The 15172-nt window shown below is 72.0% G+C and carries 10 protein-coding genes; all 10 read left to right on the forward strand.

The window, feature by feature from the left end:
- Nucleotides 1-131: 131 nt before the first annotated feature.
- The 10 genes from IDM40_RS25410 (at nucleotide 132) to IDM40_RS25455 (ending at nucleotide 15129) form a co-directional block, all read left to right on the forward strand.
- On the forward strand, nucleotides 132-2906 hold the full coding sequence (locus IDM40_RS25410) for a putative bifunctional diguanylate cyclase/phosphodiesterase (RefSeq protein ID WP_216631312.1): 2775 nt from the start codon (nucleotides 132-134) through the stop codon (nucleotides 2904-2906).
- Nucleotides 2907-3177: 271 nt separating this feature from the next.
- Nucleotides 3178-4083 carry an RpnC/YadD family protein gene (locus IDM40_RS25415; protein ID WP_193124598.1) on the forward strand — a complete coding sequence of 302 codons (906 nt, stop codon included), beginning with the start codon at nucleotides 3178-3180 and terminating at the stop codon, nucleotides 4081-4083.
- Between the two features lie 383 nt (nucleotides 4084-4466).
- Complete coding sequence (locus tag IDM40_RS25420; RefSeq protein WP_268959399.1) at nucleotides 4467-6242, forward strand: acetolactate synthase large subunit; 1776 nt, start codon at nucleotides 4467-4469, stop codon at nucleotides 6240-6242.
- 18 nt (nucleotides 6243-6260) lie between these two features.
- Nucleotides 6261-6785, forward strand: a complete 525-nt coding sequence (gene ilvN, locus IDM40_RS25425; protein WP_026118569.1) for an acetolactate synthase small subunit — start codon at nucleotides 6261-6263, stop codon at nucleotides 6783-6785.
- A 73-nt stretch (nucleotides 6786-6858) separates the two neighbouring features.
- A complete protein-coding gene (gene ilvC / locus IDM40_RS25430) occupies nucleotides 6859-7854 on the forward strand; it encodes a ketol-acid reductoisomerase (protein ID WP_193124600.1) in 996 nt (331 codons plus the stop codon).
- Between the two features lie 231 nt (nucleotides 7855-8085).
- Complete coding sequence (serA, locus tag IDM40_RS25435) at nucleotides 8086-9675, forward strand: phosphoglycerate dehydrogenase (protein WP_193124601.1); 1590 nt, start codon at nucleotides 8086-8088, stop codon at nucleotides 9673-9675.
- A 339-nt stretch (nucleotides 9676-10014) separates the two neighbouring features.
- Entirely contained in the window at nucleotides 10015-10344 is a 330-nt protein-coding gene (locus tag IDM40_RS25440) for a hypothetical protein (RefSeq protein WP_328807126.1), read from the forward strand.
- Nucleotides 10341-12332: a glycosyltransferase gene (locus IDM40_RS25445; protein WP_193124603.1), complete on the forward strand. Its 1992-nt coding sequence runs from the start codon at nucleotides 10341-10343 to the stop codon at nucleotides 12330-12332. The genes IDM40_RS25440 and IDM40_RS25445 overlap by 4 nt, the downstream gene beginning before the upstream one ends.
- Complete coding sequence (locus tag IDM40_RS25450) at nucleotides 12329-13720, forward strand: hypothetical protein (RefSeq protein WP_235997940.1); 1392 nt, start codon at nucleotides 12329-12331, stop codon at nucleotides 13718-13720. The genes IDM40_RS25445 and IDM40_RS25450 overlap by 4 nt, the downstream gene beginning before the upstream one ends.
- A 35-nt stretch (nucleotides 13721-13755) precedes the next feature.
- Complete coding sequence (locus tag IDM40_RS25455; RefSeq protein WP_193124604.1) at nucleotides 13756-15129, forward strand: hypothetical protein; 1374 nt, start codon at nucleotides 13756-13758, stop codon at nucleotides 15127-15129.
- The last annotated feature ends 43 nt before the right edge of the window (nucleotides 15130-15172 follow it).

Below are 15172 nucleotides of genomic sequence, written 5' to 3' on the forward strand. Positions count from 1 at the left end.
GACGTGCGGAGGGGCACGTCCGGCGTGGTGGACGGGCCGATCCGGTCCCGCGCGAGATTCGTGCGAGACGGCCGCGCCACCGGGTGCCGACGACGGCGCCCGGGCCGATCAAGAGCGAGGGTGGGTGCTCCATGACCGAGGAGGCGAACCGGCGGCCCCGTGCCGTGGAGCCCCCGGCGGCGCCACCGGGCGGGCCACGGGGAAGGGTCGCGCGCCGCGTGTGGGCGTTCGTTCTCCTCGTGCTCTTCGCCGCCTATGTCGCCACGACTTTCGTCCCGCTGGCCGAGGACTCCACGTTGGCGGCCGAGCTCGCCGAGTGGCCCTCCTCCGTGATGGCCGGGATCGCCGGTGTCTCGCTGCTGGTGGCCTCGCGCCGCTGGGCGGCCACCGGTGCCGATCCCGAGAGCCAGGCCGACGGCGCGGACGGTCCCACGGCCCTGCGGTATTTGGGCCTGGCCGCGCTGGCCTGGTGCGCGGGCGGGCTCGCGCACGCCAGCACCGGGCTGTTCAGCAACACCTCCGTGCTGTCCCTGACCCTGGGCGACCTGTTCTCCCTGGCCGCCCTGCCGCTGTTCGTGGTCGGCTTCACCCGGTTCGCGCCCTGGCCCGGGGGCCTGCGTACCGCCACCCGGCACATCACCGACAGCTACGTGTGCGCGGCCGCGGTCTTCGCGATCGTGTGGCTGCTGGTGTTCTCCCCGCTCTACGAGGAGCTCGGGGCGGGCGCCGGGCTGCTCGGGTTCGCGCTGGTCTACCCGGTCGCCGACATCGTGGTCCTGTGCCTGCTGGTGCCGCTGGTGTTCATGTCGCCGCACAGCACCCGGCGGGCCGTGCTCATGGTGATCGGCGCGCTCATCGTCATCGCGACCTCCGACATGCTCGGCGCGATCACCCGCCTGACCGGGCCGCCCGTGGCCGGAGGCATCGAGCACCCGATCCGGTTCCTGGGCCTGGCCCTGCTCGCGGCGCTGCCGTGGCTGGTCGGGCACCGCACCGGGGCCGACCCGCGGCGCATCACCGGCCGCGGCCTGTACCGGTTCGCGCCCGAGCTCGCCGCCGTGGCCGCGCTCTCGGTGGCCACGGTCGTGCTGACCGTCGCGGCGCTGCGCCTGAGCGACGTGGCCCCCGTGCTGCCGCTGGCCGCGGGTACGGCCGTGCTCGTGCTGCTGGTGCGGGTGCTGGGCATGCTCGAGGAGAACGCGACCCTGTCGCGCATGGTGCGCAACCGCGAGGGCCACTTCAACGAGCTGGCCCGCAACAGCGGCGACGTGATCCTCGTGCTCAACCGCGACGCCAGCGTCCACTACGTCAGCCAGGGGACCGCGGAGGCCTTCGGGTACCGCCTCGACGACGTGCTCGCGGCGCCCGTCACCGCCCTCATCCACCCCGAGGACCTCGAACGCACCAAGCCCGTGCTCGACCTGTTCACGCAGCGGTCCTCGCAGGGTGTGCACCTGCGCCTGCGGGTGGCCGCCGCCGACGGGACCTGGCGCCACACCGAGTCCACGGTCTCCCTGTACGAGCAGCCCGGGGAACCCGACCGCCTGCTGGTGACCACCCGCGACATCTCCGCGCAGGTGGCGCTGCAGAACGAGGTGCGCCACCTGACCTTCCACGACGGGGTCACCGGGCTGCCCAACCGCGCCTACCTGGAGGAGCGCGCCAGCGACGTCCTGGCTCACCGGGCCATCAGCGAGGAACCGGTCGACGGGGTCGCGGTGGTCTTCCTCGACCTCGACGGGTTCACCGCCGTCAACGACTCCGCGGGCCACGTGCGCGGCGACCACCTGCTCGGGCAGGCGGCGCGGCGCCTGCGGGGGGAGCTGGACTCCTCTTCGACGCTCACCCGGTGGGGCGGCGACGAGTTCGCCGTCCTGGTGGAGGGCACCGGCAACGCCCAGCGTGTGGTCGACCTGGCCGAGCGCCTGGGCCGGGTCATCGCCTCCGACCCGTTCCAGGTCGCCGACCGGGACATCCTGCTCACCGCGAGCCTGGGTGTGGCCTTCGCCGAGCCCGGTATGGACAGCGGGGAGCTGTTGCGCAACGCGGACGTGGCGATGACCCGCGCCAAGGAGCGCGGGGCCGGCACGGTCGAGGTCTACGCCGCGCACATGCACGAGACGGTCGTGTCCCGCCTGGAGCTGCAGATCCACCTGCGCGAGGCGCTGGCGGCCGGTGACTTCTACCTCGAGTACCAGCCGGTCGTGGACCTGGGGAGCTCGCAGGTCACCTCCGTCGAGGCCCTGGTGCGCTGGGACCACGACGGGCGCACGGTGCCGCCGGAGGAGTTCATCGGTGCGGCCGAGGAGTCCGGGCTCATCGTTCCGCTGGGGGAGTGGATCCTGCGCGAGGCCTGCCAGAAGGTCGCGGTGTGGCGCATCTCGGACTGGGACATCGGGCTGTCGGTGAACCTGTCGGCCAAGCAGGTGCTCTCCTCCCGCTTCGTCTCGACCGTCGCCGGCGTGCTCGCCGAGACCGGGCTGCCCGCCGAGGTCCTGACCCTGGAGGTCGACGAGGAGCTGCTGCTCGACGACGGGGCCGAGGCGGTCGCGAGCCTGAGCGAGCTTCGGGGCCTGGGCGTGCAGCTGGCCATCGACGACTACGGCATGGGGTACGCGTCGCTGGCGCACCTGCGCGAGCTGAGCGTGGACGCGATCAAGATCGACCCGTCCTTCATCGACGACCTGGGCCGCGACGACACCGTCACCCTGCTCACGCACACGATCATCCAACTCGGACGGGACCTGGGCGTGCAGGTGGTGGCCGAGGGCATCGAACGCCCCGAGCAGTTGGAGCAGCTGCGGGCGATGGGTTGCGACCACGGCCAGGGCTTCCTGGTGGCCCGGCCCATGTCGGCCGACGGTGTCGAGGCGCTCGTGGGCGGCGAGGTCGGCGTCGACCTCTGACCCCGCGCGTGCGGCGGGGCGCCCTGTCGCACGCGCGGGGGTGACTTTTCCGGGCAAAGCGCCTTTCACCTGCGAAGAAGTAGGTGATCTCGCTAGGGCCTGTTTGGTGGACGCCTTCCGTCGCGAGCGGCGTATCCAGTGGTGCTATCGCAAGGCCGAAGAAGGAGTCGGCCTGGGTGTGCCGTTGACTGATGAGAACGCAGCGAGAGTGCCGCTGGGGCGACGCGCAGCAGGAAATTGGTGTTCGCCAAGCAGGCCCTGGTGTCCGGACATGCCCTCAGCCTCGCACGAGCTCCCCGTCGATCTGATCCGCAATCACCCGGCCTTCGCGGTCGAGCTGTACCGCGAGGTCAGTGGAATGCCCCTTCCGCAGTACACACGCGTCAGAGACGGGGCCGCCGAGGCCACCCACACCGCGCCCGCGGAACTGGTCAGCGACTCGGTGGTGGTGTGCGAGCGTCCTCCCCATGAGCACGAGGGCACCGACGACGTCAAGGTCATGGCGGTCATCACCGAGTCGCAGCTGAAGTGGGATGCCCGCAAGCAGTACACCTGGCCCGCCTACGTGGCGAACGTGCGCCACCGGAACCAGTGCCCGGTCGTGCTCATGGTCATCACCCCGACCAACGCGCTGGCCCGCAGGTTCGCCAAGACCATCGACCTCGGGTGCGGTGAGGTCCGGCCGGCGGTCTTCTCCACGGAGTCGCTCGGGCCGGTCACCGACCCGGACGAGGCCGGACGCCACCCGCTCCGGACGGTGATGGCGATGGCCGCGTCGCCGACCGACGACACCGCTGCGCTCAAGGCCCTGGCCACCGCACTGACGAGCATCGATTCCTCTGACTCGTCGCTGTACTCTGACTACGTAGTGGCGGCCCTCAAGGCGGCCACCGGGAACCCACTGGAGAAGCTCATGACGATCGGTGACTACCAGTTCAAGACCGAGCTGATCGGCCGTCCGTTCCGTGAGGGCGAGGCCAAGGGGAAGGCCGAGGGGAAGGCCGAGGGGCGGATCGAGACCCTGGTCGAGGGTGTCCTGGGTGTTCTGGAGGCCCGAGGACTGCCCGTTCCGGAGTCGGTGAGTACACGAATCGAGGCAGAGACGGATCCCCAGGTGCTGGCTGTATGGCTGCGCCGTGCGGCGACCGTGGAGAAGGCGGAGCACCTCTTCGACTGACCCCCGTCCGTGTGTCGGGAGCGCGTCCCGCATCGTGGACCCGGGTGTGTGTTCTGCGTTACACGCACCCGGGTCCTTTGTCTGGAACGCCCTGTACGCGGGGGTTCTGGGGCGTCCATGCTGACCGGATCGTGGCACGGCCGTATCAAATAGCGAGACAATGTGTCGTTCTTGTTGACGGGCGACCCCACGTTCGGCCAATGTTGTCAACGTGCAGAGCAACAACACCCTGATTCTCGTACTTGGTCGGCGCGCAGCCCACTGAGTCAGTTCTGCTGCGCGCCACCCCTCAACCGCACCGCGGTGGGGGTTTTTTTATTGCCGCAAGGACGTGAGTCGCAATTCACCACGGTCCAGAGCACCCCGAGCGCTCTGAACCCTCGCTGAAGGATCTTGAGATGACCGAGCAGATGACCGGCGCCCAATCGCTGATCAGGTCGCTGGAACACGTCGGCGTTGACACTGTCTTCGGGATTCCCGGTGGCGCCATCCTCCCCGCCTACGACCCCCTCTACGACTCGTCCGAGGTGCGCCACATCCTCATGCGCCACGAGCAGGGGGCCGGACACGCGGCCGAGGGTTACGCCTACGCCACCGGGAAACCCGGAGTGTGCATGGCCACCAGCGGCCCCGGCGCCACCAACCTCGTGACCCCCCTCGCCGACGCCCACATGGACTCCGTCCCCATGGTCGCGATCACCGGCCAGGTCGCCTCGCCCGCGATCGGCACGGACGCGTTCCAGGAAGCGGACATCTGCGGCATCACCATGCCGATCACCAAGCACAACTTCCTGGTCAAGAAGGCCGAGGACATCCCGCACACCATCGCCGAGGCCTTCCACGTCGCCTCCAGCGGCCGCCCCGGCCCGGTGCTGGTCGACATCTCCAAGGACGCGCTCCAGGCCACCACCGACTTCGCCTGGCCCGAGCGCCTGGACCTGCCCGGCTACCGCCCGGTCACCAAGCCGCACGGCAAGCAGGTCCGCGAGGCCGCCCGGATGATCTCCGAGGCCGAGCGCCCCGTCCTCTACGTCGGCGGCGGTGTCCTGCGCGCCGGGGCCTCCGCGGAACTGCGGGTCCTGGCCGAGCTCACCGGCGTCCCCGTGGTCACCACCCTCATGGCGCGGGGCGTCTTCCCCGACGACCACCCCCAGCACGTGGGCATGCCCGGCATGCACGGCGACGTCTCCGCGGTCGGCGCCCTGCAGCGGGCCGACCTCATCGTCGCCCTCGGCGCCCGCTTCGACGACCGGGTCACCGGCCGCCTCGACAGCTTCGCCCCCGGCGCCCGCATCGTGCACGCCGACATCGACCCGGCCGAGATCTCCAAGAACCGCCACGCGGACGTGCCCATCGTCGGCGACTGCCGCGAGGTCCTCGCCGACCTGGTCGTGGCCGTGCGCTCGGACCAGGAGAAGGGCCGCGAGGGCGACTACACCGCCTGGTGGACCCAGCTCGGCCGTCTGCGCGAGACCTACCCCAAGGACTACGACCGCACCGAGGACGGCACCCTCTCGCCCCAGCACGTCATCGAGCGCCTGGGCACCCTGGCCGGCCCCGAGGCCACCTACGTCGCCGGCGTGGGCCAGCACCAGATGTGGGCCGCCCAGTTCATCGGCCACCAGCGCCCCGGTTCCTTCGTCAACTCCGGCGGACTCGGAACCATGGGCTTCTCCGTGCCCGCCGCGCTCGGCGCCAAGGTCGCCGACCCCGAGCGGGTGGTCTGGGCGGTCGACGGCGACGGCTGCTTCCAGATGACCAACCAGGAGCTGGCCACCGCCGCCGTCGAGGGCATCCCCCTCAAGGTCGCCGTCGTCAACAACGGCAACCTGGGCATGGTGCGCCAGTGGCAGACCCTCTACTACGAGGGCCGCTACTCCAACACCGACCTGCAGACCTCGCCCCTGGACGAGAAGGTCCGCATCCCGGACTTCGTGCGCCTGGCCGAGGCCTACGGCTGCGTCGGCCTGCGCTGCGAGACCCCCGAGGACATCGACACCACGATCGAGAAGGCCATGGCCATCAACGACCGGCCCGTGGTCGTCGACTTCACCGTCAACCACGACGCCATGGTCTGGCCCATGGTCGGCCCCGGCGTCAGCAACGACGAGATCCAGTACGCGCGCGACATGGCGCCGGACTGGGAGCACGAGGACTAAGAGGAGCAGAGCACCACCATGAGCAGTCACACGCTTTCCGTTCTGGTGGAGGACACCCCGGGTATCCTGGCTCGTGCCTCCTCCCTCTTCTCTCGCCGCGGGTTCAACATCGACTCGCTGAGCGTGAGCACCACCGAATATCCGGGCCTGTCCCGGATGACGATCGCGGTCAACTGCGACCTCCACCCTTTGGAGCAGGTGACCAAACAGCTCAACAAGCTGGTCAACGTCGTCAAGATCGTGGAGATGGACACCGCCGCGTCGGTCCAGCGCGAGCTCCTGCTCGTCAAGGTCAAGGCCGACGCGTCGAGCCGCACCCACGTGTTGCAGACGGCCGAGCTGTTCCGCGCACACGTCGTGGACGTCAGCCCGGACGTCGTCGTCATCGAGGCCACCGGCGACCCCGAGAAGCTCGATGCCCTGGTCAAGAACCTGGAACCCTTCGGGATCCGGGAGCTCGTCAAGTCAGGGCTGGTCGCCCTGGGACGCGGCCCCCGCTCGATCACCGACCGGTCCCTCCGCGCGGTCGAGCGCAGCGCCTGAGCAGCGGGGTCCCGACACGGGGGACCCCGCGCTCCGCGTCCCCACACACGTCAAGAACAAGGAGTTACCCCAAGTGGCAGCACAGATGTACTACGACGACGCCGCGGACCTCTCGCTCATCCAGGGCAAGAAGGTCGCCGTGATCGGCTACGGCAGCCAGGGCCACGCGCACGCGCTGTCGCTGCGGGACTCGGGCGTGGACGTCCGCGTCGGTCTGGCGGAGGGCTCCAAGAGCCGGCCCAAGGCCGAGGAGGAGGGCCTGCGCGTCCTCACTCCCGCGGAGGCCACCGCCGAGGCCGACGTCATCATGATCCTGGTCCCCGACCACCTGCAGCGCGACCTCTACGCCAACGAGATCGCCCCGAACCTGGAGCCCGGCAACGCCCTGTTCTTCGGGCACGGCTTCAGCGTCCGCTACGGCTTCGTCAAGGCCCCCGAGGGCGTGGACGTGGCCATGGTCGCCCCCAAGGGCCCCGGCCACCTGGTCCGCCGCCAGTTCGAGGCCGGCCGCGGCGTGCCCTGCCTCGTCGCCGTCGAGGAGGACGCCTCCGGCCAGGCGTGGGACCTCGCGCTGTCCTGGGCCAAGGGCATCGGCGGCGCCCGCGCCGGCGTCATCAAGACCACGTTCACCGAGGAGACCGAGACCGACCTCTTCGGTGAGCAGGCCGTGCTCTGCGGCGGCACCGAGGAGCTCGTCAAGGCCGGTTTCGCCACCCTCGTCGAGGCGGGCTACCAGCCGGAGATCGCCTACTTCGAGTGCCTGCACGAGGTCAAGCTCATCGTCGACCTCATGTACGAGGGCGGCCTGAGCAAGATGAACTGGTCCGTCTCCGACAACGCGGAGTACGGCGGCTACACCCGCGGTCCGCGCATCATCACCGAGCAGACCCGCGAGGAGATGCGCAAGATCCTCGGCGAGATCCAGGACGGCTCCTACGCCAAGGAGCTCATGGACGAGTTCGACGCGGGCAAGCCCACCTTCACCAAGCGCCGTGAGGCCGAGCAGAACGAGCAGATCGAGAAGGTCGGCGCCGAGCTGCGCCCGCTCATGAGCTGGCTCAAGGCCTGAGGCCCCGCCGGCGGGGCCGGCACAGGGTTTCCCGGCACCGGGGCGGGTCGACGGCCCGCCCCGGTGCGTTCGTGTCGGGGCGGGGGTGGCGAAGGCGACGCCCGTTTTTCGGGGGAACCCCCTAATTACTTCCCCACCCCACTAGTAGACTTCCCTCCGGCCGTCACACCCGATCAGGGCAGGGCCGACGTTCCTGCGCGATCGGGTCGCACCACTCGAAAAGGAACCGTTGTGTCCAAACCCGCCGTACTCGTAGCGGAGAAGCTCTCGCCCGCCGGAATCGCGCTCCTCGAAGAGGACTTCGAGGTCCGCCACGTCGACGGCTCCGACCGGTCCCAGCTCCTGCCCGCCCTCGCAGACGTCGACGCCCTCATCGTGCGCAGTGCCACGCAGGTCGACGCCGAGGCCGTGGCCGCTGCCGACCGCCTCCAGGTCGTCGCCCGTGCCGGCGTGGGGCTGGACAACGTCGACGTCGAGGCCGCCACCAAGGCCGGTGTACTGGTCGTCAACGCCCCGACGTCCAACATCGTCAGCGCCGCCGAGCAGGCCATCAACCTGCTCCTGGCCAGCGCCCGCAACACCGCCCCCGCGCACAACGCGCTCGTCAACGGCGAGTGGAAGCGCTCCAAGTACACGGGTGTCGAGCTGTACGAGAAGACGGTCGGCATCGTGGGCCTGGGGCGCATCGGTGCGCTCGTCGCCCAGCGCCTGCTCGCCTTCGGTACCGAGGTCATCGCCTACGACCCGTTCGTGCAGCCGGCCCGCGCCGCGCAGCTCGGTGTCGAGATGACCACGCTGGACGACCTGCTCGGGCGTTCGGACTTCATCAGCATCCACCTGCCCAAGAACAAGGACACCCTGGGCCTGATCGGGGACGAGGCCTTCGACAAGGTCAAGCCCTCGGTGCGCGTCATCAACGCTGCCCGCGGCGGGATCCTCGACGAGGAGGCCCTCTACCGCGCCCTCAAGGACGGCCGTGTGGCCGGCGCCGGCATCGACGTGTTCTCCACCGAGCCGACGACCGACAGTCCCCTGTTCGAGTTCGAGAACGTGGTCGTGGCCCCGCACCTGGGCGCCAGCACCGCCGAGGCCCAGGAGAAGGCCGGGACCCAGGTGGCGCGCTCGGTCAAGCTCGCGCTGTCCGGCGAGTTCGTGCCCGACGCCGTCAACGTGCAGGGCACCGGCGTCGCCGAGGAGGTCAAGCCGGGCCTGCCGCTGACCGAGAAGCTCGGCCGGGTCTTCACCTCCCTCGCCGGGGCGCTGGCCTCCCGCATCGACGTCGAGGTGCGCGGCGAGATCGCCGCGCACGACGTCAAGGTGCTGGAGCTGGCCGCGCTCAAGGGTGTGTTCACCGACGTCGTCGAGGACGCGGTCACCTTCGTCAACGCGCCGCTGCTCGCCAAGGAGCGCGGCGTCGAGGTCAACCTCGTAACCAGCGACGACACCGTCGACTGGCGCAACCTCATCTCCGTGCGCGGTGTGCTCGCCGACGGCACCCAGGTGTCGGTCTCGGGCACGCTGACGGGCCCGCGCCAGTTCGAGAAGCTGGTCGAGGTCAACAAGTACACGATGGAGATCGGCCTCGCCGAGCACATGGTGTTCCTGTCCTACGAGGACCGCCCCGGCATCGTCGGCCGCGTCGGCGCCCTGCTGGGCGACACCGGCGTCAACATCGCCGGCATGCAGGTGATCCGGGACCAGGAGGGCGGCAAGGCGCTCATCGCCCTGACCGTGGACACCGTGGTGCCCGACGACGTGCTGGCCTCCATCTCCGAGACGATCGAGGCCGACATCACGCGGCAGATCGACCTGGAGGACTAGCTTCCCCGCCCCGGTCGCACGACGGCCGGAGGACGTACCGCGCAACGCCCCGCCGGACCCGTTCCGGCGGGGCGTTCGTGTGTGCGACGGGAACCCGCCGTGCGAACCTTTTCCCGCATTCCGCCCTTGTGGTGACAAGGAAATGCATGCGTATTCCGGTGCGGGCAATTCTCGGTAAATTGGTCGGCTCCGACCTGGCATTGCGCCGGATCGCCCGAGTGGCATGGCATTCTGATCCGGATCCTCTTTCCGTGCTACTTCGGGCCCCGGGGCCGGTTTGGTGATGCCGTGCGTTTGCGCCGTCCACGTTCGCTCCTTCTCCTCCTGTCACTCCTCGCCGTGGCTTCTGCTGCCACGGCGTTCCTGACCGCGATGGGCATCGTCGGGTTCTGGGACTCCGTCCGTGTCCTCGTGTTCACGTCGGTGCTCGTGGTCGCGGCGTTCCTGGCCCTGCTGGTCCGCCGAACCGGCCAGCAGGTCCGCCAGCTGCGCACCGCCCTCGACCGGAACGTGCGGGGGATCCGCGAGATCACCGGTGAGCACCGGGTGGAGCTCCTCGGCCGCACGGAGGAGATCGCCGAACGCCTCTCCGCCGTGGAGAGCGCCCTGCGCGGTGAGGACGACCCCGGGGAGGGCCCGGCCGGGGGAGACCCGAGGGTGTTGACGTGATCCGCGCGCTCTTCGAGGAAGCGCTGCGTACCCGCGAACCGGGCCGCGCCGCCGTCTGCGTCATCGGGGACGTCGAGCGTCCGGCCCGCGCGGAGCTGCCCGAGGGGGTCGCCCTCCACGACCTGGACGGGCGCTCGGTCACCGACGAACACGTGCAGCGCGAGGTGGCCGGCACCGGCGGCCGGAGCGGGCTCACCGTGGTCCTGGCCGCCTCACCCACCGACCTGCGGCGCGCCGTCGCCCACCTGTGCGGGTTCCGGCAGACGGCGCGCCTCGTCGTGCTCGTGGCCGCCGCCGCACCCCACCTGGACCCGCCCTTCCCCGTCCTGCCCGGGCTCGGGCCTTGGGCCGAACTCGTGGACTCGCGGGTCCGGCGTGCGGGGGACCAGGGGTGGGCCGCCGATCTGAGCTTCGCCTCCCCGGTGCACGTGAGCCCGGTCGTGGGGGCGCTCGTACGCGGGATGATCGGCGGCCGGCGCCGGCGTTCCCTGCCCGCACTGGCCTCCGTACGCGGGAGCGACGCCGGGCTGTGGCGTCCGGGCGACGAACACTGCAGCCGCACCGACCACGTCGACGCGGTCCTGGACACCACCGCTGCCGGGTACCCGCTGGCGGAGGACGCGCCGCCCCGGATCGGTCGCGCGTCCCTGCGGCACTCCTCGTGGGAACGCCTCGGCCGTCCCGGGGTGCACGCCATCGCGCGGCCCGCCGTCGACGAGGTGCCGCCCGTGGACGAACGGGTCGTCAACCCCATCGGCTTCACCCGTGAATCGGAACCGCTGACCGGCCGCCTGGAGGACCTCGACGGGCGCTGGGCGCTCGTCGTCGACGGGCAGACGCGGTGGAGGGTGCCCGACGACGGGGGCGTCACCGACGTGCACGTCGCGCAGGCCCGCGACCTGCGCGCGGTCGAGGTCGAATGGGGGCGGCACAGCGGCCCGCTGTCGTCGGTGCGCGCCGTCGCCGCCCTGGCCGCCGCCGGGGTTCCACTGGTCAGCGGCCCGGTCCCGAGCTGGGCGACCGGGCTGGGCGACGACCTCCGTGCCCGCCTGTGCTCCGTGCGGACCGAGGACCTCGACGACGAACACGTGCGCGAGGAACACAGCGTCCGCACGCGCCGGGCCGCCCTGCACGCGCACGGTGCCCTGGCCCGGTGGCAGAGGATGGGCGCCGGCCTGGGACTGTGCGCCGACACCGAGCCCGAGGTGTCCGTGCTCCTGTGCACCCGGCGCCCGGAGATGGTCGGTTTCGCGCTGCGCCAGGTGGAACGCCAGCGCGGGGTGCGTACGGAGACCGTGCTCGCCCTGCACGGTTTCGACCAGGAGATCCCGGAGGTGGCCGAGGCGATCCGGGCCTTCCGTGCGTCCGGGCGAGAGCTGATCGTGCACGAACCCGGGCCGTCCATGGTCTTCGGCAACGTGCTCAACCGGTCGGCGTCGCTGGCGAGCGGCCACATGATCGCGAAGATGGACGACGACGACTGGTACGGCCCCGACCACCTCGCCGACCTCGCGTCGGCGCGGACCTACTCCGGTGCCGACCTCGTGGGGTCCTCGCCGGAGTTCTTCTACCTGGAGGCCCTGGACACCACGGTCCGCCTGTTCGGGCTGAGCGAGGTCTACAAGCACCACGTCACCGGGTGCACGCTCTTCCTCGACCAGGGGGTGCTGGAGGAGATCGGCGGGTTCCGCCCGCTGGCCCGGTCGGTCGACACCCAGTGCCTGGTGGGGGTGCGCCTGGCGGGCGGGCGCATCTACCGCACGCAGGGCTGCAACTTCCTGGTGCGGCGCAAGGGCGACGGGCACACCTGGACGGTCGGGGCCGGGCACTTCCTGCGCCGTGCCGGGACCGACCAGCTGCCCGGGTGGCGTCCCAGTCCTCTGTTGGAGCCCGATCCCCGGGACGCGCCGGTCACGCAGGTGGCGTTGCCCTGGGGGGTCCCGGGGCCCGCGTCGGCCCTGGCCGGATCGGTGGTGGAGGCCGGATGAGCGTGCGTACGACGGCGGTGCGGAACGCCGAACCGCGGGGCGGGGTACAGCCGCAGCCGCTGCCCGCACTGGGCACCTGGCAACCGGAACTGGGGGTGCACGTCGTGGTCCGGGCCGAACACGGCTCCGACCCGGCCCCGCTCCTGGCCTCCCTGGCCGCGCAGACCTACCCGTCGCCGTTGACCGAGGTCACGGTCGCCGGCGACGTCGACACCGCTGTGCTGGAGGGGGAGCGGCCCGACCGTACACGTGTGGTGCCCGCCGACTCCGAGGCGCTGTGGCGGGGAGGGCCCGCGGCGCCGCCGGTGGTGCTGTGGGTGGACGCGGGCGACCGGGTCCCGCCGGGGTTCGTCGAGGCGCACCTGCGCGCCCACCACGCGGTCGAGGGGCTCGTCCTGTGCAGCACACCCGAGGCCGTCGCCGAGGGGGAGGACCCGGAGGACGGACGCGGGCTGCTGCACGCACGGACCGCTCCCCTGTGGGAGGGCGCGCTGCGAAGCGGTGTGTCGGCGCCGCGCTCGTTGCTGGAGGCCTGCGCGGTGGCCGCCGGGGGTGCGCTGCCCGCGGAGGAGGAGATCCTGCTCCACCTGCTGCTCCAGCACGGCGCGCTCCCGGTGACCGACCCCGAGGTGCGCCACCGCCCCGGGGCCCGGCACGGCGCGGGCGGTCAGGACGCGCTGGCACGGGCGCGCGTGGCCCACTGGGTCCCGGCCGTCCCTGAGTTGCCCGGACGTTCCGGACCGTACTCGCGAGTGCCCCTGGCCGACGTCGTCGTGGAGACCGCCGCTGCCGACAGTGCCACGGTGGCCGACACCGTCGACCGCCTCCTCGGGCTGGACACCACCGGCGCGCGTATCACCGTGGTGGCCGTGCCCGGTTCCCAGGACGAGGACGAACTGCGCGCGCACTTCCGCGCCGACCCGAGGGTCAGGATCGGCCCGGACGAGCCCGCCCCCGACCCGCTGGTGCCGTTCGTGCTGCGTGTGCCCGGTGCGCTGGAGGCCCAGACCGACGTGGTGCGTGTCCTGGTCGAGGAGGCCGAACGCTCCGGCGCCGACGTGGTGCGTGCGACGGTGCCCGGTTCCGACCTGGCCGGACCGCGGTTGGAACGCACGGCCGCGCACGCACGCGCCGCGTTCGGTCGGGCGGAGGGCGCCCCGGTGGTGCACCCGGGCCCGCTCCCGCCCCGCGTGCGGTGGATCGACGGGGAGACCCGCCTGCTCAGCCCGCACTCCGTGGTGGGCCGGCGCGCGAAGAAGTGGGCGCGCCTGAACGAGCAAGAAGAGGAAGCGGCCCGGATGCGTGAGTGGGAGCAGCGGCTGCGGCGCCGGCTCGACCTGCTCACCCGCACCCGCGCGGGCCGGTTCCTGTGCCGGGTCCTGGGTTGACCCGTGCCGACACCCGACCTGCGAGGGGGACGACCGTGACAGCGACTCGTGAGGCACCGGACGGCGGCGGGATCGCGCCCCTGGGGGACCGGCCCGGCGTGACCGTGGTGGTCCCGGTGCACTGCGGGCCCGGGTCCTGCGACACCGACCCGCTCGCGCAGATCGTGGACCGGGCCAGGGAGCGCATCGTTCCGGGTGAGGACGTGGGGATCCTGGTGTGCACCACCGCCTCGCCGGAGGTGTGCGCGCAGGCGTGCCCCGAGGCGTTCGCCGAGCGCCCCGACCCGCACGGGGTCCGGATCCTGGCGATGCCCGGCCCCGTGCACCGGTGGGAGCTCGTCCGCGCGGGGCTGGCCGCGGCCGCGGGCGACGTGGTGCTGCTCGCCCGCGCCGACGCCCTGCCCGAGCGCGAGGAGGTCGACGGCCACGTCCGCGCCCACCTGGCCGAACACGCAGCCGTTGTGGTCGGGGGCGTCACCGCCGCGGCCGCGACCGGCGGTCCGCGCCCCGACCACCTGCGCGACCGGTACCCGGACGGCACGGTCTCGCACCGGCGCGACCTGCTCACCGGGGTCGGTGTCGGGGACACCCGCGCGCCCGAGGAACTCCTGCACCGCCTGCTCCAGTTCGGCGCGGCCCTCGTTCCGGGCCCCGGCAGCGAGGCGGTCGAGAAGTCCGGTGGGGGGCGCCGCGACGACGCCGGCGGGCGCGACGCCGACCTCGAACACCGTGTGCCCTGGCACCCCGCACGCCGGGCCCGCCCCGGCCGCCTGTGGGAGGTCCCCTTCGTGGACGTGGTGGTGGACGCCTCCCGCGCGAGCGCCGACGAGGTGCGCCTGACCACCGACCTCCTGCTGGGCGGCGCCGACCGGGACCTGCGCCTCACGCTCGTCGGACCGTGGGGCGCGCGGGACCGGGCCACGGCCGACACGGTCCGGCTCCTGCGCGAGGTCTACCGGTACGAACCCCGGGTGCACATGGCCGACCACGTCCCCGCTCCGGTGCCGGGTGCGCCCTTCCGTCTGACCCTGCCGGCGGGGGCCGAACCGGCCCACGACGCGATCCGCTCCCTCACGAAGACGGCCGACGAACACGCAGCAGGCCGCCTGGTCCTGCCGTGCGGCGACCGCGGCTCCCTGCGCTGGGAACGCACCGCCGCCCTCGCCCGCGCCCGGCTGACCGGGGGAGGGGAGGACGGCATCGCTTCGCCGTGGACGTCCTGCACGGTCGACGCAGGTGTCGCGCTGGAGCAGGGCCCACCCTGGCCGGCCGACGGGCCCGACCGTACCCGGACGGCCCGCCGCGAGGCCAAGAACCTGCGCGAGGACGCCCTGCGCTGGGAACGCCGCATCCGTGCCCTCACCCGGGGGCGCGCGGCGCGCCTGGTCCTGGGCCGACGGCCCGACTGAAAGCCCGCCCGCGGCGGATCCGCGGTGAAGACCGAGCACCCAG

The sequence above is a fragment of the Nocardiopsis coralli genome, from assembly GCF_014892575.1.
Taxonomy (GTDB): Bacteria; Actinomycetota; Actinomycetes; order Streptosporangiales; family Streptosporangiaceae; genus Nocardiopsis; species Nocardiopsis coralli.

Excerpts from the sequence above, each read along its gene's own strand:
- IDM40_RS25450 (WP_235997940.1), top strand. The coding sequence starts at position 12,329 with ATGAGCGTGCGTACGACGGCGGTGCGGAACGCCGAACCGCGGGGCGGG.
- IDM40_RS25410 (WP_216631312.1), top strand. The coding sequence starts at position 132 with ATGACCGAGGAGGCGAACCGGCGGCCCCGTGCCGTGGAGCCCCCGGCG.
- ilvN (WP_026118569.1), top strand. The coding sequence starts at position 6,261 with ATGAGCAGTCACACGCTTTCCGTTCTGGTGGAGGACACCCCGGGTATC.
- IDM40_RS25415 (WP_193124598.1), top strand. The coding sequence starts at position 3,178 with ATGCCCTCAGCCTCGCACGAGCTCCCCGTCGATCTGATCCGCAATCAC.